Source organism: Pseudomonas sp. (assembly GCF_035554175.1).
Lineage (GTDB): Bacteria > Pseudomonadota > Gammaproteobacteria > Pseudomonadales > Pseudomonadaceae > Aquipseudomonas.
This window is the reverse complement of record NZ_DATMIV010000019.1, coordinates 88,999-109,549: the sequence shown is the minus strand read 5'-3', so window position 1 is coordinate 109,549 and position 20,551 is coordinate 88,999. Positions and strand designations below refer to the sequence as shown.

Annotated in this window: 22 protein-coding genes and 1 pseudogene; 14 read left to right on the top strand and 9 right to left on the bottom strand. The window is 56.0% G+C overall.

The features are described from left to right. Nucleotides 1–167 precede the first annotated feature (167 nt). From VNV36_RS08840 to def, 3 genes are all read left to right on the top strand, one after another. Nucleotides 168–359, top strand: coding sequence for a CsbD family protein (locus tag VNV36_RS08840; protein WP_325717708.1), 192 nt, complete (start codon nucleotides 168–170; stop codon nucleotides 357–359). Between the two features lie 163 nt (nucleotides 360–522). Continuing rightward, on the top strand, nucleotides 523–1,479 hold the full coding sequence (locus VNV36_RS08835) for a YihY/virulence factor BrkB family protein (RefSeq protein ID WP_137213982.1): 957 nt from the start codon (nucleotides 523–525) through the stop codon (nucleotides 1,477–1,479). Next, entirely contained in the window at nucleotides 1,476–2,015 is a 540-nt protein-coding gene (gene def / locus VNV36_RS08830; protein WP_325717429.1) for a peptide deformylase, read from the top strand. The genes VNV36_RS08835 and def overlap by 4 nt, the downstream gene beginning before the upstream one ends. Nucleotides 2,016–2,096: 81 nt before the next feature. Here def and VNV36_RS08825 read toward each other — a convergent pair whose 3' ends face one another. After that, on the bottom strand, nucleotides 2,097–2,504 hold the full coding sequence (locus VNV36_RS08825; protein WP_325717428.1) for a GNAT family N-acetyltransferase: 408 nt from the start codon (nucleotides 2,502–2,504) through the stop codon (nucleotides 2,097–2,099). 323 nt (nucleotides 2,505–2,827) lie between these two features. On the opposite strand from VNV36_RS08825, the gene VNV36_RS08820 reads away from it, so the two are divergent. The 6 genes and pseudogenes from VNV36_RS08820 (at nucleotide 2,828) to VNV36_RS25755 (ending at nucleotide 8,317) form a co-directional block, all read left to right on the top strand. Then, the gene (locus tag VNV36_RS08820) at nucleotides 2,828–3,769 is read left to right on the top strand and encodes a fatty acid desaturase (RefSeq protein ID WP_325717427.1); all 942 of its coding nucleotides are present in this window, start codon (nucleotides 2,828–2,830) and stop codon (nucleotides 3,767–3,769) included. Nucleotides 3,770–3,908: 139 nt separating this feature from the next. Then, a complete protein-coding gene (locus VNV36_RS08815) occupies nucleotides 3,909–4,700 on the top strand; it encodes a phosphate/phosphite/phosphonate ABC transporter substrate-binding protein (protein ID WP_325717426.1) in 792 nt (263 codons plus the stop codon). Between the two features lie 195 nt (nucleotides 4,701–4,895). Further along, nucleotides 4,896–5,423: a sigma-70 family RNA polymerase sigma factor gene (locus VNV36_RS08810; protein ID WP_325717425.1), complete on the top strand. Its 528-nt coding sequence runs from the start codon at nucleotides 4,896–4,898 to the stop codon at nucleotides 5,421–5,423. Continuing rightward, the gene (locus tag VNV36_RS08805; protein ID WP_325717424.1) at nucleotides 5,420–6,433 is read left to right on the top strand and encodes an ABC transporter substrate-binding protein; all 1,014 of its coding nucleotides are present in this window, start codon (nucleotides 5,420–5,422) and stop codon (nucleotides 6,431–6,433) included. Before VNV36_RS08810 ends, VNV36_RS08805 begins: the two co-directional genes overlap by 4 nt. 564 nt (nucleotides 6,434–6,997) lie before the next feature. Beyond that, nucleotides 6,998–7,768 (top strand): annotated as a pseudogene (locus VNV36_RS25760) (PAS domain-containing protein); the annotation flags it as partial. 9 nt (nucleotides 7,769–7,777) lie between these two features. Next, nucleotides 7,778–8,317 (top strand): methyl-accepting chemotaxis protein, encoded by a 540-nt coding sequence (locus tag VNV36_RS25755; RefSeq protein ID WP_414705505.1) that lies wholly within the window; start codon nucleotides 7,778–7,780, stop codon nucleotides 8,315–8,317. A gap of 95 nt (nucleotides 8,318–8,412) precedes the next feature. Here VNV36_RS25755 and VNV36_RS08795 read toward each other — a convergent pair whose 3' ends face one another. Together VNV36_RS08795 and VNV36_RS08790 are read right to left on the bottom strand one after the other, a co-directional pair. Continuing rightward, nucleotides 8,413–8,802, bottom strand: coding sequence for a hypothetical protein (locus tag VNV36_RS08795; protein ID WP_325717422.1), 390 nt, complete (start codon nucleotides 8,800–8,802; stop codon nucleotides 8,413–8,415). A 188-nt stretch (nucleotides 8,803–8,990) separates the two neighbouring features. Continuing rightward, nucleotides 8,991–9,428 (bottom strand): PACE efflux transporter, encoded by a 438-nt coding sequence (locus VNV36_RS08790; protein ID WP_325717421.1) that lies wholly within the window; start codon nucleotides 9,426–9,428, stop codon nucleotides 8,991–8,993. Nucleotides 9,429–9,549: 121 nt separating this feature from the next. Here VNV36_RS08790 and VNV36_RS08785 point away from each other — a divergent pair, with 121 nt between their 5' ends. Next, nucleotides 9,550–10,422, top strand: a complete 873-nt coding sequence (locus VNV36_RS08785; RefSeq protein WP_325717420.1) for a LysR family transcriptional regulator — start codon at nucleotides 9,550–9,552, stop codon at nucleotides 10,420–10,422. A 160-nt stretch (nucleotides 10,423–10,582) separates the two neighbouring features. On the opposite strand, the gene gntR is transcribed toward VNV36_RS08785, so the two are convergent. Then, nucleotides 10,583–11,614 (bottom strand): HTH-type transcriptional regulator GntR, encoded by a 1,032-nt coding sequence (gene gntR, locus VNV36_RS08780; RefSeq protein ID WP_325717419.1) that lies wholly within the window; start codon nucleotides 11,612–11,614, stop codon nucleotides 10,583–10,585. 216 nt (nucleotides 11,615–11,830) lie between these two features. On the opposite strand from gntR, the gene VNV36_RS08775 reads away from it, so the two are divergent. Both VNV36_RS08775 and VNV36_RS08770 read left to right on the top strand, forming a co-directional pair. Continuing rightward, nucleotides 11,831–12,364, top strand: coding sequence for a gluconokinase (locus VNV36_RS08775; RefSeq protein ID WP_325717418.1), 534 nt, complete (start codon nucleotides 11,831–11,833; stop codon nucleotides 12,362–12,364). 82 nt (nucleotides 12,365–12,446) lie between these two features. After that, entirely contained in the window at nucleotides 12,447–13,799 is a 1,353-nt protein-coding gene (locus tag VNV36_RS08770; protein ID WP_325717417.1) for a GntP family permease, read from the top strand. A gap of 179 nt (nucleotides 13,800–13,978) precedes the next feature. Here the strand turns inward: VNV36_RS08770 and alaC are convergent, their stop codons facing one another. Beyond that, complete coding sequence (alaC, locus tag VNV36_RS08765) at nucleotides 13,979–15,187, bottom strand: alanine transaminase (RefSeq protein WP_325717416.1); 1,209 nt, start codon at nucleotides 15,185–15,187, stop codon at nucleotides 13,979–13,981. Nucleotides 15,188–15,325: 138 nt separating this feature from the next. On the opposite strand from alaC, the gene VNV36_RS08760 reads away from it, so the two are divergent. Further along, entirely contained in the window at nucleotides 15,326–15,988 is a 663-nt protein-coding gene (locus VNV36_RS08760; RefSeq protein WP_123418899.1) for a LysE family translocator, read from the top strand. A gap of 101 nt (nucleotides 15,989–16,089) precedes the next feature. Next, the gene (locus VNV36_RS08755; RefSeq protein ID WP_325717415.1) at nucleotides 16,090–16,578 is read left to right on the top strand and encodes a GNAT family N-acetyltransferase; all 489 of its coding nucleotides are present in this window, start codon (nucleotides 16,090–16,092) and stop codon (nucleotides 16,576–16,578) included. A 217-nt stretch (nucleotides 16,579–16,795) separates the two neighbouring features. Here VNV36_RS08755 and VNV36_RS08750 read toward each other — a convergent pair whose 3' ends face one another. The 4 genes from VNV36_RS08750 to VNV36_RS08735 are packed head-to-tail and all read right to left on the bottom strand — an operon-like array spanning nucleotide 16,796 to nucleotide 20,529. Continuing rightward, nucleotides 16,796–17,482 carry a dTMP kinase gene (locus tag VNV36_RS08750; protein WP_325717414.1) on the bottom strand — a complete coding sequence of 229 codons (687 nt, stop codon included), beginning with the start codon at nucleotides 17,480–17,482 and terminating at the stop codon, nucleotides 16,796–16,798. Further along, nucleotides 17,479–18,615: a radical SAM protein gene (locus VNV36_RS08745; RefSeq protein WP_325717413.1), complete on the bottom strand. Its 1,137-nt coding sequence runs from the start codon at nucleotides 18,613–18,615 to the stop codon at nucleotides 17,479–17,481. Before VNV36_RS08745 ends, VNV36_RS08750 begins: the two co-directional genes overlap by 4 nt. A 22-nt stretch (nucleotides 18,616–18,637) precedes the next feature. After that, nucleotides 18,638–19,474, bottom strand: a complete 837-nt coding sequence (locus VNV36_RS08740) for an inositol monophosphatase family protein (protein ID WP_325717412.1) — start codon at nucleotides 19,472–19,474, stop codon at nucleotides 18,638–18,640. Further along, complete coding sequence (locus VNV36_RS08735) at nucleotides 19,471–20,529, bottom strand: hypothetical protein (RefSeq protein ID WP_325717411.1); 1,059 nt, start codon at nucleotides 20,527–20,529, stop codon at nucleotides 19,471–19,473. Before VNV36_RS08735 ends, VNV36_RS08740 begins: the two co-directional genes overlap by 4 nt. Nucleotides 20,530–20,551 lie beyond the last annotated feature (22 nt).

The window sequence follows — 20,551 nt, the reverse complement described above, 5'->3', positions numbered from 1 at the left end:
CGCAAGGCCCATAGGCTGAGCATTCTCGGGGCAATGCCGGCAAACATAAAGCGCAACCTGCACGCAGCGACGAAATGTCGGCAAAAAAAATGAAACTTGGCGCAAACGACGCCAGTCAATCGTTACGTAATGACTTTTCTACCTTTTATGCTTTACGGAGAAAAACCATGAGTAGCACAGGCGATAAAGTTAAGGGCATGGCCAACGAAGCTGCTGGTAACGTCAAGCAAGGCGTCGGCAAGGCGACTGACAATGACAAGCTGCGCGCAGAAGGCAAAGTCCAAGAGAAAAAAGGCGAAGCCCAGCAAGCTGTCGGCAAAGCCAAGGATGCCGTGAAAAAAGGCGTCGACAAGGCCTGATCCAGCCTTGAATGAACACTTCAGCGGCCATCCACGGATGGCCGTTTTTGTATCGCAACCCTGCGGTGATCCGCCAAAGGGTCGCCAATTAGGCTACCGTGAGGTAAAAAACGGCCCCTGAGTCGCCACGACTTCCACCTTTTTGCGGCGCAAGGAGACGCGAATGATATTTCCGGACATGAAAGGTCTGCCCCTGCACCGGGTGATGGTGCGCACGGTCACTGAATTCGTCGACGACGAAATGTCGACCTACGCCTCGGCGCTGGCTTACCAGATGCTGTTTTCGCTGTTTCCGTTCATTCTGTTTCTGATTGCCTTGATCGGTTTTCTGCATTTGCCGGACTTCTTTTCCTGGCTGCGCCTGCAATCGGAACTGGTGCTGCCGCCGCAAGCGCTGGAACAGGTCAACCCGGTGATCGACCAGTTGCAGCAATCCAAGGGTGGCCTGCTTTCCATCGGTATTGTCATCGCCCTGTACACCGCGTCGGCCGGCGTGCGCCTGATGATGAGCGCGATGAACGCTGCGTATGACGTGGTCGAAGGCCGCCCGGTGTGGAAGCGTTTTCCCTTGTCGATCGTCTACACCGTCGGCATTGCCGGCATGTTGCTGATTGCTGCTGCTTTGATGGTGCTCGGGCCACAGGTGATGGGCTGGATTGCCGCACAAGTGGGGCTGGAAGACTTCATCGTCACGGTGTGGACCATCGCGCGCTGGCCGGTCATCGTGATTCTGATGATGGTCGCGGTGGCGCTGATCTATTACGTCATGCCTGACGTCAAACAGGATTTCCGTTTCATCACCCCCGGCTCGGTGCTCGCGGTAGTGGTGTGGATCCTCGCCTCGCTGGGCTTTGCCTTCTACGTAAAAACCTTCGCCAACTACAACGCGATGTACGGCAGCATCGGGGCGATCATCGTGCTCTTGCTGTATTTCTATATTTCCGCAGCGGTGCTGCTGCTCGGGGCGGAAATGAACGCGGTGATCGAGCACATGTCCGCCGAAGGCAAGGACAAGGGCGAGAAAGCCCCCGGCGAACCGGATGAATCCACCAAACAACACGTCTCTGGCCTGGGCCGCGATCATTCGCTCAAGCCGGACACAGATGAAGCCCGACCATGATTCGTGAAATCCTGAAAATGGGTGATGAGCGCCTGCTGCGCATTGCCCCGCCCGTACCGCCGGAGATGTTCGACAGCGCCGAGTTGTGGCAACTGATCGACGACATGTTCCAGACCATGGAAAGCGTTGGCGGGGTCGGCCTGGCCGCGCCGCAGATCGGTGTCGATCTGCAACTGGTGATCTTCGGTTTCGAGCACAGCGAGCGTTACCCGGACGCCGAAGCGGTGCCGCAGACCATCCTGATCAATCCGCTGATTACGCCATTGAATCCGCTGATGGAAGAGGGTTTCGAAGGCTGTCTGTCAGTGCCGGGCCTGCGCGGGGCGGTGGATCGCTATCAGCAGATTCGCTACGAAGGGTTTGATCCGAAGGGCGAGCCGATTGTGCGCGTGGCCTCGGGGTTTCATGCGCGGGTGGTGCAGCATGAATGCGATCACCTGATCGGCCGGCTGTATCCTTCGCGGATTACCGATTTCAGCAAGTTCGGCTTTACCGAAGTGCTGTTCCCTGATCTCGACCCCATGGCTGACGATTAACCAGAATCAAAAGATCGCAGCCTTCGGCAGCTCCTACAGGGATCGGTGTAGGAGCTGCCGAAGGCTGCGATCTTTTGATCTTTAAACTAGTCCCATCGCGATCATCGGCTTGCTCCGCGCATACCGGCTCAGCCGCTCGGCCATCGCCTGCGGCAGTGCCGGATCAAAGCTGAACCCGCGCCGCTCATAAAACCCGCGCAAATCCGGATGGCAGAACAGCCACACCGGCTCGTGCACCTCCCTGACCGCCGCAACGATAAGTTGCCCGGCAATTCCTTGTTCGCGCCACTGCGGATCAACAAAAAGCCCCGTCAGCCAGTGCCCGCCCGACACCGGCCGCAGGCACAGCGCCGCCACGATCTCGCCGCGTCGCGCGACCCACAACTGGGCCTCGCGCACGGCTTTCATCGAGGACTGGTGGCTGCGGTAGAACTTGTTCATCAGCGGCCACAACGATTCGTCGAGCTGGCTGTAATGGATGTCGGACATGAGTTCGGCTGTCGGTGCGAAAAGCGCCGATTATAAAAGAACGCGCACCTCGGGATAGGTGTATACCTGATCTCACATCCCCTGAGTGGAGTATTGATCATGTCCAAAGGTATGGATTCAAAGAAAGCCGCAAAGAAGAAACCCGCGAAGACTGCGGTTGAAAAACGCGCCGAAAAGAAAGCCAAGAAAGTCGACATTTTCGGCCATTGAACAAACCATTCGGAAGCCCGGTTCACGGGCTTCCACTTTGCCCGAAAAAATAATCTGCAAGATTGCCAGCCGTCGTTGCACACAAGGGAATGATCCCGGTTCCGAGCAACGCCATGGCCTTTTACTTCGATGCCGAGCATCGCCAGCAAATCGAAACCCTGCGCCGGCGCTTCACCGCCCGCAGCGAGTGGCCGACCTGGCTGTTGCTGTTCGCTGTGTACGCAGGCTGGTTCGCCATCATCCTTGGCAGCGATGCGCTCGGACGCGGCGGGAGCACGTTGTTGCTGATCCCGCTGCTGGTGCTGTGGTTGTCATTGCAGCATGAACTGCTCCATGGCCATCCGACCCGCTGGACCCTCGTCAATAAAGTGCTTGGCTACGCGCCGTTTGCCGTGTGGTATCCGTACACGCTGTATCGCGACAGCCACTTGCGCCATCACCGTGATGAAGATCTGACGGTGCCTGGCGTCGATCCGGAAAGCCGCTATCTGGCATCCGCCGACTGGCAGGGCGGATCTGTGTTCGAGCGCGGCCTGCATTGGCTGAACAAGACCGTGCTCGGCCGCTTTGTGATTGGCGCGCCGCTGGCGTTGATCGAGCTGGCGCGTGAGGAACTGCGGCGCTTGAAAAACGCCGATTACCAAGCCTGGCTGATGTGGCTGACCCACGGCTTCGTAACGCTGCTGATGCTCTGGTTCATTGCGCGGTACAGCGTCCTGCCGGTGTGGCATTACCTGTTGTTGATCAGCGTCCCTGCGCTGTCGATTGCCATGATCCGTTCGTTTCACGAGCATCGGCCCCATGCACAAGCCGAGCAGCGCACCGTGCTCAACGAGGCCGGCTGGCCGTGGCGCTGGCTGTTTCTCAATCTGAATTTCCATCTGGTGCATCACGACTTGCCGAGGCTGGCGTGGTACGACTTGCCGAAGGTTTACCGCATGCACCGTGAACGATGGATCGCCCGCAGCGGCGGGTTCGTGGTGCGGGGGTATGGGCAGCTGTGGCGACAACATGGTTTCAAACCGATTGATAGCCCGGAGCATCCGTTTCACTGACTATCAGGCCGCCCCAAAACCCTGTGGGAGCGAGCCTGCTCGCGAAAGCGGTTTATCAGTCAAACATGTTCTGAATGTGACGAAACCTTCGCGAGCAGGCTCGCTCCCACAGCGTATTACACCGAATGGAAAAGCTTCGATGAGCCAACACCACGCCGAACTGTTGATGTACCCAGCTCCCGAGCCCATCCGCGAGGCCAATGAACAATGGTTGACGCGCATCCTCGAACATCTGGGCCACAGCCGCCTCGATGCAGGAAATCTCTCCCTGCCCGAGCTGTGGTTATCACCGCATCTGCTGCTCACCCAAACCTGCGGCTACCCGCTGATGACCGCACTGCGTGGCCAAGTGCGCGTGGTCGGCCGGCCTCGTTACGAATTGCCCGACGCTAGCGCTGGCCAGCATTGCAGCCTGATCCTCAGCCGCTCGGATGACCCGCGCGACACGCTTTCGGACTTCCGCCGCAGCCGTGGGGTGATCAACAGCGAAGACTCCAACAGCGGCATGAACCTGCTGCGCCAGCGTCTGGCACCTTTGCAGGAAGACGGCGAGTTTTTTGCCAGCGTCGGCGCCAGTGGCGGGCATCGCGAGAGCCTGCGCTGGCTGCGGGAAAATCGCGCCGATCTGGCCGCCATCGACAGCGTCACGTTCGCTTATATCGCGCAGCATGCGCCTGAAGAAGTCAGCGGCTTGCGAGTTGTAGCGCGCAGTGCGTTGAGTCCGACCTTGCCGTTCATCACCGTCGGCAGCGCTGCGCAGGAACAAGTCGAGACGTTGCGGCAGGTGATGAACGAAACGCTGAGCGAGCTCCCTGAAGTCGCGCAGACGTTGGGATTGCCCGAGGTACTTGCGGCCAGCGAAAGCGATTATCAGATCCTGCTCGACTATCGGCGCGAGGCTGAAGAGTCGGGTTATGGCCGCCTACGCTAGAAGGTCGCAGCCTTCCGCAGCTCTGGGGTTGGATGCATACCGCTGTAGGAGCTGCCGAAGGCTGCGATCTTTTGCTCTTTATTCGTAAAATGCATATAAAAATGAAATTTAAATATTATTAAAGAATAAGGCGCCTTGCTACGATCGCGCCACCGGACGACCGGACATTCAGCGACCCCTAACCCAGGAACCCCTATGTCCGGTGCCGACGCAGCCCATCGCATTCATCTGGACGCTTTGTTCCGCGCTCACTACCAGTGGCTTTGCACGCACCTGCGCCGTCATCTGCATGACGCGGCGAGCGTGGAAGACATTGCCGCTGAAACCTTCGCGCAACTGCTCGAAGCCGCAGCGCTGACGGCCATTCGCGAGCCTCGCGCTCTGCTGACGACCATCGCTCAGCGTCAGCTTTATCAGCATTGGCGACGGGCGGATCTGCAACGCCGTCATCTTCAGCAGGCGGATGTCGATTACGCGGTCTCGCCAGAAGATCTGGTGCAGCTTGCGCAAACCCTCGATCGCCTCGACCACAGCCTGCATCGTTTGCCGGCCAAAGTCCGCTCGACCTTTCTGCTGGCGCGCATCGATGGCCTGACCTACCCGCAAATCGCTGCCGAACTGGGCATCTCGCAACGTTCGGTCAGTGTGTACATGGCCCGTTCCCAAGCGCTGTGCGACCGGCACAGCGCCAATCAATTCCTGGAAGAAAAGAGGTCCGCATGAGATCGATCAAAACCCTGCTGGGGCGCACGCTGCTGGCGCTGAGCCTGAGCGTCGGCGCTGTTTCAGCCGCCGATAAAACCGCGCCCATTCACTTCGGCGACATCACTTGGGAGAGCGGCAGTTTCATCACCGAAGTGCTGCGCCTGATTGTCGAAAAAGGCTACGGCTACCCGACCGATACGCTGCCCGGCAGCACCGTCAGCCTCGAGGCGGCACTGGCGAAAAACGATATTCAGGTGATCGGCGAAGAGTGGGCCGGGCGCAGTCCGGCGTGGGTCAAGGCTGCCGCCGAGGGCAAGGTATTCGGCCTCGGCGACACGGTCAAAGGCGCCACCGAAGGCTGGTGGGTGCCGGAATACGTGATCAAGGGCGATCCCGAGCGCGGCATCAAAGCGCTGGCGCCGGAGCTGAAATCGGTCGCCGACCTGCCGCGCTACAAGGACGTGTTCCGCGACCCGGAAGACCCGGGCCGTGGGCGCTTTCTCAACAGCCCGACCGGCTGGACTTCGGAAATCGTCAACAGCCAGAAGCTCAAGGCGTATGGGCTGAGCGACAGCTTCGTCAACTTCCGCACCGGCTCCGGCGCGGCGCTGGATGCCGAGGTGGCGTCGTCGATCAAACGCGGTAAACCGGTGCTGTTCTACTACTGGTCACCGACGCCTCTGCTCGGTCGCTTCAAACTGGTGAAACTGGAAGAACCGCCATTCGACGCCGAGGCATGGAAAACCCTGGCCGACGCCAACAACCCGAATCCACGAGGCACGCGGTCGATGCCGGCGAGTCTGGCGATTGGCGTGTCGGCGCCGTTCAAGGCGCAGTATCCGGAGTTGGTCGCGTTTTTTGAAAAAGTCGATCTGCCGATCGATCTGCTCAACCAGACCCTGGCCGGCATGAGTGAGAAACGCCTGCAACCGCGAGCCGTGGCCGAGACGTTCCTGCGTGATCAGCCGCAGGTCTGGACTGCCTGGGTGCCGGGGGAGGTGGCGGCCAAGGTGAATGGGGGGTTGTAGGTTTTTTCTGGTGTTTTTGTAGTGCTTCTCATGGCGCCTTCACGAGCAGGCTCGCTTCTACAGGGGAATGGATCCCCATGTGGGAGCGAGCCTGCTCGCGAATAGCGCCTGTCCTGGTGACCAATCTCCCCGCGCTGAACCGTTTCTTGTGCGAAAAGTGCCAGATACTGGCCGACTAGTGGCCTTGCGCCCCACGTTGTGCTGGCTATGCTTGCAACTAACTAACCATGTCGACCGTCATGCCATGCATGTCGCCTGTACAGGTTGGTCCGTGATTCATGCTGCCAGAGTGCGCAATTCAAGGCACCGACACTGAACCAACAAGGAGCGTCACCTACATGGAAGTTCTTCAACGCGTTAGGGCTGGCCCGCGTGCGGGCTATCAAGAAAAGGATGTCTTGATCAGGGCGTCGCTGCACGACGCATCCGATTGATCATCATTTATCACCTGACAACTTCCTCCTGTGGAGGAAGGCGTGTGCCTGTTCTGTGGAACGTAGTGGTGGATCTTGAAGCACCTGAACTTTCATCAAATCAAAAGAACGCGCGGAAGGTGATACAACCATGTTCAACCTACATCACAAGGCTGACCTGCGGGAAATCGAGCGCTTCAGCGGCGCGTTGACCGAGGCCAACGCGAAAATCGAGGCGATCAGCCGCTCGATGGCCATGATCGAGTTCACCCCGGAAGGCATCGTCCTCGACGCCAACGAGAATTTCTGCAAGACCATGGGTTACCGCGCCGAGGAAGTACGCGGCAAACACCACCGGATCTTCTGCGAAGAAAGCTTTTATCGCAGCGAGGAATACGCAAAGTTGTGGCGCGACCTCGCGCGGGGTGAACCACTCAGTGGGACTTTCCTGCGCTTGAACAAGAGTGGCCGGGAAATCTGGCTTGAAGCCAGTTACATGCCGGTGTTCGGTCCCGACAGACAAGTCAGAAGTGTCATCAAGGTTGCTGCGGACATCACCGCGCGCATCAACAAAGAGCATGAAGAAGAAGCCATGCTGGCGGCGATCAGTCGGTCCATGGCGGTGATCGAATTTACCCCGCAAGGCAATGTCATCAGCGCCAACGACAATTTTCTGCAAACCATGCAGTACTCGCTCAATGAAATCGTCGGCCAGCACCACAGCCTGTTCTGTCATCGCGCCGAAGCCGAATCGGCGCAGTACAAGGCGTTCTGGGCTTCGCTCAATCGCGGTGAATATCACTCGCACCGTTTCGAGCGTAAGAACAAGTCCGGGCAGATGGTGTATCTGGAAGCCTCTTACAACCCGCTGTTCGACACCAAGGGCCGCCTGTACAAAGTGGTCAAGTTCGCCAGCGACATCACTCGGCAAATGACCACCCTGCAGAGCGCCGCGGAATCGGCCCACAGCACCTCGGTACAAAACGATGCCTGTGCGCAAAAAGGCTCACAGGTCGTGCAGCAAACCGTGCAGATCATTCAGGACATTTCCCGCGACCTGAATGAGGCCGCGGTGAGCATCGATGCGGTGAGCAAACAGTCGGACATCATCGGCACCATCGTCCAGACCATTCGCGGCATCGCCGATCAGACCAACCTGCTGGCACTCAACGCTGCCATCGAAGCCGCGCGCGCCGGTGAGCATGGCCGGGGTTTTGCGGTGGTGGCCGATGAGGTGCGCAGCCTCGCGGCGCGGACCAGTCAGGCGACTGTGGAAATCGTCGACGTGGTGCGCAAGAACCATGACTTGTCGCTGAGCGCAGTATCGAGCATGCAGTCGAGTTTGAGCCGAACCGGGCTGGGTGTGGAACTGGCTAACGAGGCGGGCGAAGTAATTCTGGAGATTCAGCAGGGCTCGCGGCATGTGGTGGATGCGATCAGTCAGTTCAATGAGACGTTGCAGTTGAATTGATCTATCTGGGGCAACGCTCATTTCTAGCGACTAACGTCGCAAACAAATGAGCGTTGTTACATCAACGTCAAAACGTTTTATCGCCCATTCGTTGTTTATTTTTGGGGGATAACTTTAATGTCAAAGTTACTGTCGACGGTCCATTGCCTGCCAAACCTATCTGTCCACGTCGCCGTAAAGTTACCTTTATAAGTCCCCGCCAAGCTATCGATTTCGATATTTCCGGATGAGATCCCGGGAAAAATGGTCTCCGAGTTGATTGAATAAATGACACTTGTGTTATCGTCAGTCAGGACATGCGAGCCGCTGTCTAGACCATCGTTTTTGAAACTAAGGCCCAAGTGTCTATTCTCGTCATTATTAGATTGAATAACCTGGGTGAGAAGAGGCGGCGCGTTGGGTACGACATTTATTACGGTGGCGCTGTACGTTGGTACATCTGGGGCGCCAGGCGAAGTCATTTCAGCGGTGAAGGTGCTGGTCATGGGATATCTCCATATATCTGAATGAAAGCGGAAACCAATCGTTGCCGCTTGCGCATCATTCATCCGTCGTCCTTTCTCGTCTACTGTCAGAAATTACAGGTCGGCGCTGAAATGGACGTGATTCAGACAGACGGTCAGCATCACGATCAGCATACTGCTGGCGCTGGGCCCTGGGAGCTGGGTTACCGTTACGCTGTTGCAGAATTCGGCAGCGCCGAGCTCGGCAGGCCGAAGATCCGGTCGAACAGCCAGTTGAACGCGAATGTGTAGCACGGGATGAAAATGATCAGCGCCAGATCCAGGAGGAATGCCTGCACCAGACTGATGTTCATCCACCATGCAATCAACGGAATCAGGAACACGATCAACGTCAGTTGAAAGCCGACCGCGTGGGCGATGCGCCGTTTCACCGTGCGGGTGCGCGAGACCTGGCGACTTTCCCAGTGCTCGAACAATGAGGTGTAGATGAAATTCCAGGTCACGGCGATGGTGGTGATGATCACCGCCAGTGGTCCGGTGCTGCCCGGCGACGTGCCGGATAACAAAGCCAGGCCGAGGGCGGAGAAAGTCATGCCGATGACTTCGTAGAGCGACACGTAAACCAGTTTGCGTTTGACGCCTTGCATGGGGAATTGCCTCTTTCTTGCCGAGTGTTGGCCAGGGGGCTGGCGAAGGCGGCGAAAGATAGCTTCAATAGGGCTGACAGAAAAAGTTGGTAGCTTTCAGTTTTATTGATAGGCGGTGAAGGTGGTTTTCAGCAGCGACAGCATCGAAGTGTTTCTCGCCGTGATCGAGCGTGGCTCGTTTTCCGCTGCTGCGCGGCAGCTGGGCAAGGTGCCGTCAGCGGTGAGTATGGGCATTGCCAATCTTGAGGCCGAACTCGGTTATGCGTTGTTCGACCGCAGTCATCGCGAACCGCAACCCACCGCCATGGCGCAGTCACTGGTGCCGCACGCACGCTTGATCGCCGAGCAGCTCAAGCAATTGCAAGTGCATGCGGTGGAGTTATCGCTGGGCCTGGAAAGCAAGTTGTCGATTGGCGTGGTTGCGGACATTGATCGGCGGCGCCTGCTGGCGGCGATCAAAGTGATTGCCGAGCGTCACCCGCTGCTCGACATCGAAGTGCTGACCGCGCCGCAGGATGATGTGCTGGCCATGTTGCACAACGGTCGGGTCAGCGTGTGTCTGGCGTTCGCCGGGTTGAGCGTGAACGCTCTGGAACGATTTCAGTTCGTCGGCAGCGAACGGATGATTGCCACGCTGGCGGCGGACAGCCCGCTGTTGCAGGGGCGCGATGTGTTTCTGGAGGACCTGGTGCAAGTACGGCAGATCATCGTCGCCAGCCGCGACTTGCCGATCAGCGAGACGCGGCCGTTGGTGGCGCAGTCTTACTGGCGCACGGACACGCTCGAGACGGCGATGGAAATGGTCGAGGCCGGACTGGGCTGGGGCAATTTTCCGCTGTCGGTGGTGCAGCCGTGGCTGGACGCGGGAAGATTGAAACAGCTGAATTTTCGCAACATCGAAAATGGTCTGGTGCTGCCGGTGCACGCGGTGTGGCTCAAGAGCCAGCCATTGCAGAAGGGGGCGCAGGCTTTGGTGGATCTGCTCGGCCATTGAACATTGCGCAGATCCCAGTGTGGGAGCGAGCTTGCTCGCGAAAGCGGTGGATCAGCAAACAAAAGTGTCGGCTGAAATGACGCCTTCGCGAGCAAGCTCGCTCCCACAGGGAATGCGGTTAAATCTTGAGTTTGTGAGTACCACAAAAAACCGTGGGAGGTCAGGTACTCTCGCGAACCTTCAGCTCAAACCCCATGTCCTCCACCGGCCGTGCCACTTTGTTGCCCGCCATCAAGGTCAGCATCTGCTCCGCCGCGCGCCGGCCAATCGCTTCGCGCGGCGTGTTGATGCTGCTCAGGCGCGGCACCATGTGTTCAGACATCGGCAAATCATTGAAGCCGAGAATCGCCACCTGCTCGGGAATCCTGATGCCGTTGCGTAGCGCTTCGAGCAGTGCGCCTTGGGCCAGGTCATCGTTGCCAAAGAAAATTGCATCGACATCTGGATGCGCTGCCAGCAATTGCACAAACAACTCGCCGCCCAAGCCCACTGACGACGCACGTGGCGTCAGCACTTCCAGATCCGGGTCATAGCGGCCAGCCTTCTGCAGTGCCTTACGGAAACCCTCGCCGCGCAACAAGGTGCGCTGATCCAGCTGCGCGCCGATGTACGCCAGACGCTTGCGCCCGCGCGAGAGCAGATGTTCGGCGGCAGTTTCCCCGGCGCTTAGCTGCGAAAACCCCACGCAATTGACCCCGGCGGCGCTGTCGAGCTCCATCATGTAGACGCAGGGAATATTGCTCACCTCAATCATCCGCCGCGAACTTTCCGTGCGATCGAACCCGGTCAGCAGGAACCCGCGCGGCTGATAAGCCATGTAGTTGCGCAGCAGGTTTTCTTCTTCATCGCGCGAGTAGTGGAAGTTGCCAATCAGCACTTCAAAGCCTTTGGGCGTCAGCACCCGATGAATGGCTTCCAGCGTGTCGATGAACAGCAGGTTGGACAAAGACGGTACCAACACGACAACAGAATGGCTCTGCGCCGAGGCCAGCGCGCGGGCGGCAGGGTTGACCACGTAGTTGAGCTCCAGCGCGGCTTTCTGCACTTTTTCCACCAGTTCGGTGGCCACCGTGCTGACGCCGCGCAAGGCACGCGAGGCGGTAATCGGGCTGACACCGGCCAGGCGCGCTACTTCGTTGAGGGTCGGACGGCCGGTGGTGCGGGTATTTTTATCGTTCTTGGGGGAGGTCATCGGGCAGCTTGCCAAACAAAAATCAAGGCACTAAGGTAGCGCTGTCCTGATGCAGCTGCAAATGCGTGAGCGCGGTCCTGCCTGATCTGCGCTTTTTGGCGTCGGGAACAAACCTGCTGCAACCCAAAAAAACGACAAGAAGGCGTCGGCAACTTCTGCCTGTGCACTAGAGTCATAGCTAGCAAAGGTAGCGCTGTCTGCGCGCTGAGGTGTTATATGAGTCATCCCATCACCGCCCTGGTCATCATGGGCGTTGCCGGTTGCGGCAAGACGTGCGTCAGCCAGGCCCTGTGCCATTTGAGCGGCGCCACTGCCATTGAAGGCGATACTTTCCATCCGGCCGCGAACATCGAAAAGATGAGCGCGGGGATCCCCCTGAACGACGACGACCGCGCCGGCTGGCTCGACAGCCTGTGCGATGAGTTGCGTCGCGTCGATGCACAAGGCCAACGCCCGGTGCTGACCTGCTCGGCCCTCAAACACAGTTACCGCGAAGTCTTGCGCAGTGCCTTGCCGGGCCTGGGCTTCGTGTTTCTTGAATTGACTCCGGAAGTCGCCGCCGAGCGCGTGTCGCACCGCCCGGGCCACTTCATGCCGGCAACGTTGATCGAAAGCCAGTTCGCCACCCTCGAATCGCCCGTGGGCGAGCCGCTGACCCTGGCGCTCAATGCCTCTGTACACAGCGTTGAAGAGCTGGCCCTGCAGGCTCACGTCTGGTGGCAGGCCAACGGCCTGAAACAGGCGGTATGAGTATGTTGAAAGAGACAGCGCTGTCCTCCCGACTTCTGTTCAACCCGCTTTAATAACAACAACAATCCAGGAGACACCCCCCATGTTTGGCATGTCCCACGAGACGTTCCTGCTGCTCGATGCGGTGGTCACGGTAATCGGTCTGATTATCCTGATCACCAAATTCAAGATTCACCCTTTCATCGCCCTGACCATCGCCGCCGCATTCCTCGGCCTGACCTCGGGCATGCCGATCAACACCATCATCAAAGCGTTCCAGGACGGCTTCGGTGGCGTGCTCGGTTTCGTCGGCATCATCCTCGCCCTGGGCACCATGCTCGGCAAAATGATGGCCGAATCGGGCGGGGCCGATCAGATCGCCCAGACCCTGATCCGCGCCTTCGGCAAGGACAAGGTGCAGTGGGCGATGATGTTCGCCGCGTTCCTGGTGGGCATTCCGCTGTTCTTCGAAATCGGCTTCGTGCTGCTGATTCCGCTGGTGTTCATCGTCGCCCGTCGCACCGGCGTGTCGATCATCAAAATCGGTATCCCGCTGCTCGCCGGTCTGTCCGCCGTGCACGGTCTGGTGCCGCCGCACCCGGGGCCGCTGCTGGCCATCGGCGTGTTCGGCGCTGACATCGGCAAGACCATTTTGTACGGTCTGATCGTCGCACTGCCGACCGCCATCATTGCCGGTCCGATCTTTGGTACGTTCATCGCCAAGCACATTCCCGGTCACCCGAATCAGGAACTGGTCGATCAACTGGCGCGCGAAAACGATTCGGCCAACCTGCCGAGCTTTGGCATCACCCTGGTCACCGTGCTGCTGCCGGTGTTCCTGATGCTGCTGAAAACCTTCGCTGACGTGGCGTTGCCGGACGGCAATTTCTTCCGCCTCTGGATGGACATGATCGGTCACCCGATCTCCGCACTGCTGCTGGCCTTGCTGCTGTCGCTCTACACCTTCGGCTACAAGCAGGGCATCGGTTCCAACCAGATGCTCAAATGGCTGGACGCCAGTCTGGCGCCAACCGCTGCGATCATCCTGATCATCGGTGCCGGCGGCGGCTTCAAGCAGATGCTGGTCACCAGCGGCGTCGGTGATGTGATCGGCCACATGGCGGTCAGCGCGCAGATTTCGCCGATCCTGCTGGCATGGCTGGTGGCGGCGGTCATCCGTATCGCAACCGGTTCGGCCACTGTGGCGACCATCACTGGTGCCGGGATCGTCGTGCCGGTGGTGGGCATGATCCCGGGCGTCAACCGCGAGCTGCTGGTGCTGGCCACCGGTGCCGGTTCGCTGATTCTGTCCCACGTCAACGACGCCGGTTTCTGGCTGGTCAAGCAGTACTTCAACATGACCGTGGCCGAAACCTTCAAGACCTGGACCGCGATGGAAACCATTCTGTCGGTGGTGGGCCTGGGCTTTATCCTGCTGTTGTCGCTGTTCGTTTAAGCGGCAGTTTGCAGGCACAAAAAAACCGCAGTGATGCGGTTTTTTTGTGGGCGATGATCTTTGTAAACACGGCACCTGTAGGAACTGTCGAGTGAAACGAGGCAGCGATCTTTTGATTGTAAAAAAACAAGATCAAAAGATCGCAGCCTTCGGCAGCTCCTACAGGGGCTGTGTGTCAGTTATTTGGTAACTAAGCCATCCGCCCTGAACATCCCGCGAATCCCGCGCACGGCCTGGCGAATCCGGTCCTGGTTTTCGATCAGTGCAAAGCGCACGTGGTCGTCGCCATACTCGCCAAAGCCTACGCCAGGCGAAACGCAGACCTTGGCTTCGGCCAGCAGTTTCTTGGCAAACTCCAGCGAACCCAGATGCGCATACGCCTCAGGGATCTTCGCCCAGACATACATCGACGCCTTCGGATTCTCGACCATCCAGCCCAATTCATGCAGGCCTTTGACCAGCACGTTGCGCCGCTGGCGGTATTGCTCGGCGATGTCGCGCACGCACTGTTGATCGCCTTCCAGCGCGGCAATCGCGGCCACTTGCAACGGGGTGAAGGTGCCGTAGTCGTGGTAGCTCTTGATCCGCGCCAGCGCGTTGACCAGTTCCGGATTGCCGACCATGAAACCGATGCGCCAGCCGGCCATGTTGTAGCTCTTGGACAGGGTAAAAAATTCCACCGCGATGTCCTTGGCGCCGGGCACCTGCATGATCGACGGGGCTTTCCAGCCGTCGTAGACGATGTCGGCGTAAGCCAGATCGTGCACCACCAGGACGTCGTACTGCTTGGCGAGGGCGATCACCCGCTCGAAGAAATCCAGCTCCACGCACTGCGCGGTCGGGTTCGACGGGAAGCCGAGGATCATCATTTTCGGCTTGGGAATCGAGCCGCGAATGGCGCGCTCCAGCTCGTCAAAGAAATCCACACCGGGCACCAGCGGCACCGAACGCACCTGAGCGCCAGCGATCACCGCGCCGTAAATGTGAATCGGGTAGCTCGGGTTCGGTACCAGCACCGTGTCGCCCTGATCCAGAGTGGCCAGCATCAAATGCGCCAGGCCTTCCTTGGAGCCGATGGTGACGATGGCTTCGCTTTCCGGGTCGATGTCGACTTCGTAGCGCTGCTTGTACCAGTTGGAAATCGCCCGACGCAGGCGCGGAATGCCCTTGGACGTCGAGTAACCGTGCGTGTCTTCACGCTGGGCGACTTGTACGAGTTTTTCGACAATGTGCGGCGGCGTGGCGCCGTCGGGATTGCCCATGCTCAGGTCGATGATGTCTTCACCACGACGGCGAGCGGCCATCTTCAGCTCGGCGGTGATATTGAAAACGTAAGGGGGGAGTCGATCGATGCGCGCAAAGCGGCGCGGCGAACCTTGTTCGGCCATTGTTGCCTCGGATAACGTAAGCGCCCGGAACCGTCCGAGCGACGCTGGTCACTGCGGTGACCTGTTGGCGAAGATAAGGGCAGTGATGGCAGACTGTCCAGCGCGGTTGTAAACATTTTTTTCAAGGAAAATCGGTCAATGGAATTCACCAGCGGCTTCTTGCTGAGCCTTTCGCTGTGCCTGGACATCGGCGTGGCCAACATCGCCATGATTACGCTGGCGATGCAGCGCGGCTACTTTCAGGGCTTTGCTCTGGGCCTGGGCACCTGCGTGGGCGACCTGATTTACGCGGTGCTGGCCTTGGCCGGCATGACCGTTTTGCTGCAATACGAAAGCGTGCGCTGGGTGCTGTGGATCGGCGGTTCGGCGTTGCTGATCTACTTCGCCGCCAAGATGATTTATTCGGCGATCCACCACGAAGCGTTGCTGGCCGAGACGGCAGAGGTGGGGCAGAACTCCCATCGCAAGGAATTCTTTCGCGGCATATTTCTCGCCATGTCGTCGCCAAGCGCGATTCTCTGGTTTGCTGCGGTCGGCGGCACGTTGATTGCCCGATCCGGTGGCGGTGGTCCGTTGAGCTCGGCGCTGTTTCTCGGCGGTTTCCTCTGCGCCGGGCTGCTGTGGTCGGCCGGTTTGTGCTTCGCCGCCAGCCACGGTGGCAAGCTGCTGGGCGACAAGTTGTTGCGTTATTCCTACCTGGCCTCGGCGGCGATCTTCTGCTATTTCGCGGTCTACGTGATTGTTTCCGGGTACAACGAGTTTGTCGGCTCGGGTGCCGTCGAGCAGTTGCATGCGCTGTGAGCATGCGAAACGCAATGAGCTTTCCATACTCCCGGCCGAATCCACTTTTCTGTCCCGAGGCTTTATGCTTGCGGGCTTGATTCCGACTTTTCCGAGCCGCCATGAACACCGTTATCCGCAACGTCAGCCCCGCTGACCTGGACCGCTGCTACGCCATCGAAACCGTCGCCTACGAAGGTGACGAAGCTGCCACCCGCGAGAAAATCGCCACGCGCATCGCCACCTGGCCGGACGGCTTCATCGTCGCCGAGGTGGATGGCGTGGTGGCTGGTTTTATCAATTCAGGCGCGGCGTTTGATGTGCAGATGTCCGACGAGGCATTCAAGGAACTGATCGGCCACGACGCGAAAGGGCCGAACGTGGTGATCATGTCGGTAGTGGTGCACCCGGATTATCAGGGGCTGGGCCTGGCCAAGCGCCTGCTGGGCGAGTTCATCGAGCGTATGCGCGCAATGGACAAGGCGACGATTCATCTGATGTGCAAGGAACAGCACATTGCGTTGTACGCCGGTTTCGGCTTCGCCTACATCAAACCGTCCGAGTCCGACCACGGCGGCATGGCGTGGCACGAGATGATCCTGACGCTCTGATCCATCCATAACGCCGCTTAACCTGAAGGAGTGAGCCTGCTCGCGATAGCGGAGTGCCAGACAACATCGATTTAACTGACACACCGCTATCGCGAGCAGGCTCACTCTTACAGGAGACCGTGTTGAGTCAGTAAAGCGTGTCGCTCACACATTTTGGCGCGTCGCGCTCGTAGCTGTCGGCGTCAATCACCTCGTCGTTAGCAACGTTCGTTGATTTCTATTCCCCACTAAGAATGCTCTGGGCTGCAGTCACCGCCTTATCGAGGACGGCCTCCTCACTTAGGTCGGTTGTATCGATTCTTATCCAGTTCTCCAGACCGCAGCGCTCATAACTGGATCTAACTCGATTTTGATAGTCAATGAAGCCCTTCTGCGGATCTGCATTAGCGCCGTCATAGGCTCCACTCTCGCTAAGGCGAAATGATCCTTTTCTCTGTGCTGCCAGTGCCGGATCAACATCTAAAAAAATTACGAAGTCAGGTTTTCTAATTGTTGAGAACATTGTCAACGCATCCTCAGCCAAATCAGTACTCTTGAGCAAGAAGCGCGCCAAGTATTTGTAGTGCCAACCATCGGCAATGCAACTTGTACCAGAATTGATTAAAGGCGTTATAGCCGCATGATCTGTGGCGTGAAACCACGCAGTTATAAGGCTCATCCAGTGTTTGTCACCTAATTGTTCCAGGGGAGCGTTGTCCGGATAATCCCACAAGACTTCACGTAGCCGAGACATATGAAACTCTGTATAGCCTGTAGGCACCGGAGGACGATTTTTGTCTATATAGTGCAATGCAGAACGGGATTGATGAATTCTGTCATACGTCGCTCGCGCAACCGTTGATTTTCCTGCACCATCGGTACCTTCGAATACAATAAATACTCCCTTATCCAAAGAATAATTCATGCGAAACCTCCTAAGTACGCTTCAGTATCTAAAGAGTTTCTTCCACTACCTTCTATTAGCGGTCTAAAGCCTTCTCGTTGATAAATCTCTGACATTTTTTTACCGACTGTATTTAGAAAATCGACGGAAGGGCGCGCTTTTGTAGAGTAGTGTGAGCCGGCGTCGGGGTGAAATGCTGCAACCGCGGGCACCACTCCCATATTTCCGAAATATTCGATGCCTTCAATGATTGACTCTAAAGGTTCCATCCCCGCCACAAAGCCTGCGTATACTTTTCCATGACCAAGAACCTCGACAGCGGCTTCAAACGCAGAGAGGAAGCGTGCTCTTGTGTAATCCTGTGATTTTCCAGGGCAAACTTCAGCAAACAAATCTGCATTGAACACTTCCAGGCTCATGGATAAATTATTGCCCAGTCCTTTGAATCGTTCGAATAGCCGGAAATCTTTGGGTGGCATCGAAATTAAGTGATATTCGAGTTTGCTTGCGGTGTTTCTCTCTTTGACACGCTCCATTAAGTCTAAATGCATTGAGTAGCCTTTATCATAGTTCCGGATCGTGCCGCCATTAAACAGTACTCTCTTGTAACGACCACTCTCGACCTCGGTGGCTAACTCTACTGCTTCTCCTGCTAAATCACCTTTGATACGCATTTTGTGATCGGAAAGGTTTTCTCTGGCAGCACCCAGAGAGCAGAATTTACACTCTCGGCCACTATTAAAGTAGTAACAGTGGCCAGGTGAGAATACACCGAGGGTGGAATTACCATAGACGGTCAAATGTGTTTCGAATAACTCGCCGTTGCTTAAATATTTTCCATAAGCTGTCGGTCTAGTGGGGAACGTGATTTTGATAATTTTACTTCCATGCCTTAATGCAGGATGTCCTTCTGCTAAGACGACTCGGTATGCTGAATCAGGATTGTAATTAGCGGCTGTGATGATTTGTCCATCTAAAATTATTTCCTGCGGTGTGTGAGTGTTTGATTCAAGTATTACACTGTCACCTGTACCATATGCTCGTCTTTTTTCAATGTGAGTCGATTGATTCTGAAAGTAATCAAGGAATTCTTTAGAGAAATTAACACCATTGGACAATAGTCCGAGTTTTAGGGCGACTGTTTCGAATAGCATGATTCGTCTCCAGTTCAGTGCGTTATAAGAGTAATCGTATAAGTTCTTTCGTGGATAGGGCTATCAACGTTCCGTTGTCCGAAAGCGATGTTTTTGAAGGGGGGAGACTGCTTCTGATAGCACCTTTGTCGTCGAACAATGCGCCGCCCGCCTCTCTGAGTATCAACTCTGCTGCGGCAATATCACAACTCCGTTCGTGCCCGGGTGCGCCTACGTCAATAAAAGCATCAAGAACTCCGGCAGCAATAAGGCAGATTTCCAATGAGGAACAGGAGTAAATACGAATTTTCGCCGCGGACCATAGTATTTTTTCAATTCTGGATCTTTCCTGAACGTCTTTGGGGCGATGTAAAGAAACTCTCATGTCTGTTAGAGAGTGGGTGGTGCGTGTCTTAAGTCTTTTAACAATTATCGAGGATTGCAGATACGCTCCCTCTTTTAATGCTGCCGTGTACACCAAATCTCTTGATATGTCATATACCCAACCAAATATATATGCGCTTTTGTGATAAAGTGCCACGCTTGATGTGTAGCAAGGGAATCCAAGGACTGCGTTGTGCGTAGCGTCTAATGGGTCAATAAGAAGTGAGAATTCTTCGCTTTCATCAGGGGTGCTGAAATTGTCAGTTTCTTCCGAGTATATTGTGAGCTTGAAACTGATATTGGAAAGGCATTCAAATAATATAGATTGGCAAGCTAAGTCTGATTGTGTTTGGACGTTTATCCACTTGTCTTGTGGTATGTCGTAGTCAGGTAAGCATGCGAGCGTTCCAGCCCAATAACGACGTAGTTGCTTCCTGGCCTTGTAGAGACATTCTTCAAGTTCAGAAACGTGTTCATCTCTGAATAAAGCTCTCATGCTGGTTGCTCAGATATGAGTTGTGTGTGCCAGTTTTCTCTGTTTAGACGTGATGCGTAGAGTCTCACTTCAAATAGTTTTCCTGCGTAAACGGCGTAATCCGAGCTCATGAATGCGCTGAAAGTTTTTGGGAACAATGCGAGAGTTTTAACCTCGGTCTTATAACCGAGTCTTTTTCTAATCATATTACCAGCTTGCCTAAGGCTACCGCCTGTATATGACTTGTCTATAATCAACCAAGGCTCATTTGTTATTTCTTCGTGAGGGAAAATATCCAAAAACTCACTATCGCGCGTCAGTAAATTTGCATCGTTTTGTCGATGAATTTCTGTAAAGAATATCTTTTCATCTCCAGTTGTCGCGAGATACCCTAGAGCAATAGGTAGTCCGGCTGATAATAAAAATAGTTTGTTCTTGGATAGTTTTTTTATTTTATGCCAGATTGGATGGTCTTCGTAAATATATCGGGTGTTCAACGTAATGCAACTGTCCCAATGCTCATGTGATATGTAGGCACTGTAAAATGCGCAGAAGCGGTTGTGAAAGTTAATGGTGTCATTATTGGTATCTGTGAGTAATCTGTTTTTCGATATGCCACGCTTCGTTGATTGGGTGTGTGAGGATTGTTTCTGTTTTATCAATTTTGGTAGGATTTTTGCGATTAGCTCATTTTTAAAATCGAGGAGCTTTTGCTTACTTGGCCCAGAAATAGCTATTTCCGGTGATAGGCCATCGCCTAATATTTTGCGCATGCCTTCAAGTTTTGATTGGTTAATGGCTGAGTTTATTTGATGCCAGGCTTTTACTATTCCTAAATCAGACATGTAATTAAAAATCGGCTCAAGATTGCTCAAGTCACAAATCATTACCTCGGGGTGGCGTAGTTCGAATAAGGCACGTTGAAGATGACACCCATCAAGTAATGCGGTGCGGTATGCGTAATAGTCGGCCGTTTGCAATCCACTCAATGTTCGCCAAGCATGATGCTCGCTAATTATCGTTGTCAAAGTCGACTGCTGATTTTTTGTGTTGATAAACGAAGGGATTTGTCTCATTGGTCGATCCTCGCAAAACTAA

Excerpts from the sequence above, each read along its gene's own strand:
- VNV36_RS08820 (WP_325717427.1), top strand. The coding sequence starts at position 2,828 with ATGGCCTTTTACTTCGATGCCGAGCATCGCCAGCAAATCGAAACCCTG.
- def (WP_325717429.1), top strand. The coding sequence starts at position 1,476 with ATGATTCGTGAAATCCTGAAAATGGGTGATGAGCGCCTGCTGCGCATT.
- VNV36_RS08840 (WP_325717708.1), top strand. The coding sequence starts at position 168 with ATGAGTAGCACAGGCGATAAAGTTAAGGGCATGGCCAACGAAGCTGCT.
- VNV36_RS08760 (WP_123418899.1), top strand. The coding sequence starts at position 15,326 with ATGGAATTCACCAGCGGCTTCTTGCTGAGCCTTTCGCTGTGCCTGGAC.
- VNV36_RS08795 (WP_325717422.1), bottom strand. The coding sequence starts at position 8,802 with ATGACCAGCACCTTCACCGCTGAAATGACTTCGCCTGGCGCCCCAGAT.
- VNV36_RS08815 (WP_325717426.1), top strand. The coding sequence starts at position 3,909 with ATGAGCCAACACCACGCCGAACTGTTGATGTACCCAGCTCCCGAGCCC.
- VNV36_RS08825 (WP_325717428.1), bottom strand. The coding sequence starts at position 2,504 with ATGTCCGACATCCATTACAGCCAGCTCGACGAATCGTTGTGGCCGCTG.
- VNV36_RS08775 (WP_325717418.1), top strand. The coding sequence starts at position 11,831 with ATGAGTCATCCCATCACCGCCCTGGTCATCATGGGCGTTGCCGGTTGC.
- VNV36_RS08810 (WP_325717425.1), top strand. The coding sequence starts at position 4,896 with ATGTCCGGTGCCGACGCAGCCCATCGCATTCATCTGGACGCTTTGTTC.
- VNV36_RS08755 (WP_325717415.1), top strand. The coding sequence starts at position 16,090 with ATGAACACCGTTATCCGCAACGTCAGCCCCGCTGACCTGGACCGCTGC.
- VNV36_RS08835 (WP_137213982.1), top strand. The coding sequence starts at position 523 with ATGATATTTCCGGACATGAAAGGTCTGCCCCTGCACCGGGTGATGGTG.
- VNV36_RS08790 (WP_325717421.1), bottom strand. The coding sequence starts at position 9,428 with ATGCAAGGCGTCAAACGCAAACTGGTTTACGTGTCGCTCTACGAAGTC.
- alaC (WP_325717416.1), bottom strand. The coding sequence starts at position 15,187 with ATGGCCGAACAAGGTTCGCCGCGCCGCTTTGCGCGCATCGATCGACTC.
- VNV36_RS08745 (WP_325717413.1), bottom strand. The coding sequence starts at position 18,615 with ATGCTATTCGAAACAGTCGCCCTAAAACTCGGACTATTGTCCAATGGT.
- gntR (WP_325717419.1), bottom strand. The coding sequence starts at position 11,614 with ATGACCTCCCCCAAGAACGATAAAAATACCCGCACCACCGGCCGTCCG.
- VNV36_RS08770 (WP_325717417.1), top strand. The coding sequence starts at position 12,447 with ATGTTTGGCATGTCCCACGAGACGTTCCTGCTGCTCGATGCGGTGGTC.
- VNV36_RS25755 (WP_414705505.1), top strand. The coding sequence starts at position 7,778 with ATGACCACCCTGCAGAGCGCCGCGGAATCGGCCCACAGCACCTCGGTA.
- VNV36_RS08740 (WP_325717412.1), bottom strand. The coding sequence starts at position 19,474 with ATGAGAGCTTTATTCAGAGATGAACACGTTTCTGAACTTGAAGAATGT.
- VNV36_RS08735 (WP_325717411.1), bottom strand. The coding sequence starts at position 20,529 with ATGAGACAAATCCCTTCGTTTATCAACACAAAAAATCAGCAGTCGACT.
- VNV36_RS08750 (WP_325717414.1), bottom strand. The coding sequence starts at position 17,482 with ATGAATTATTCTTTGGATAAGGGAGTATTTATTGTATTCGAAGGTACC.
- VNV36_RS08805 (WP_325717424.1), top strand. The coding sequence starts at position 5,420 with ATGAGATCGATCAAAACCCTGCTGGGGCGCACGCTGCTGGCGCTGAGC.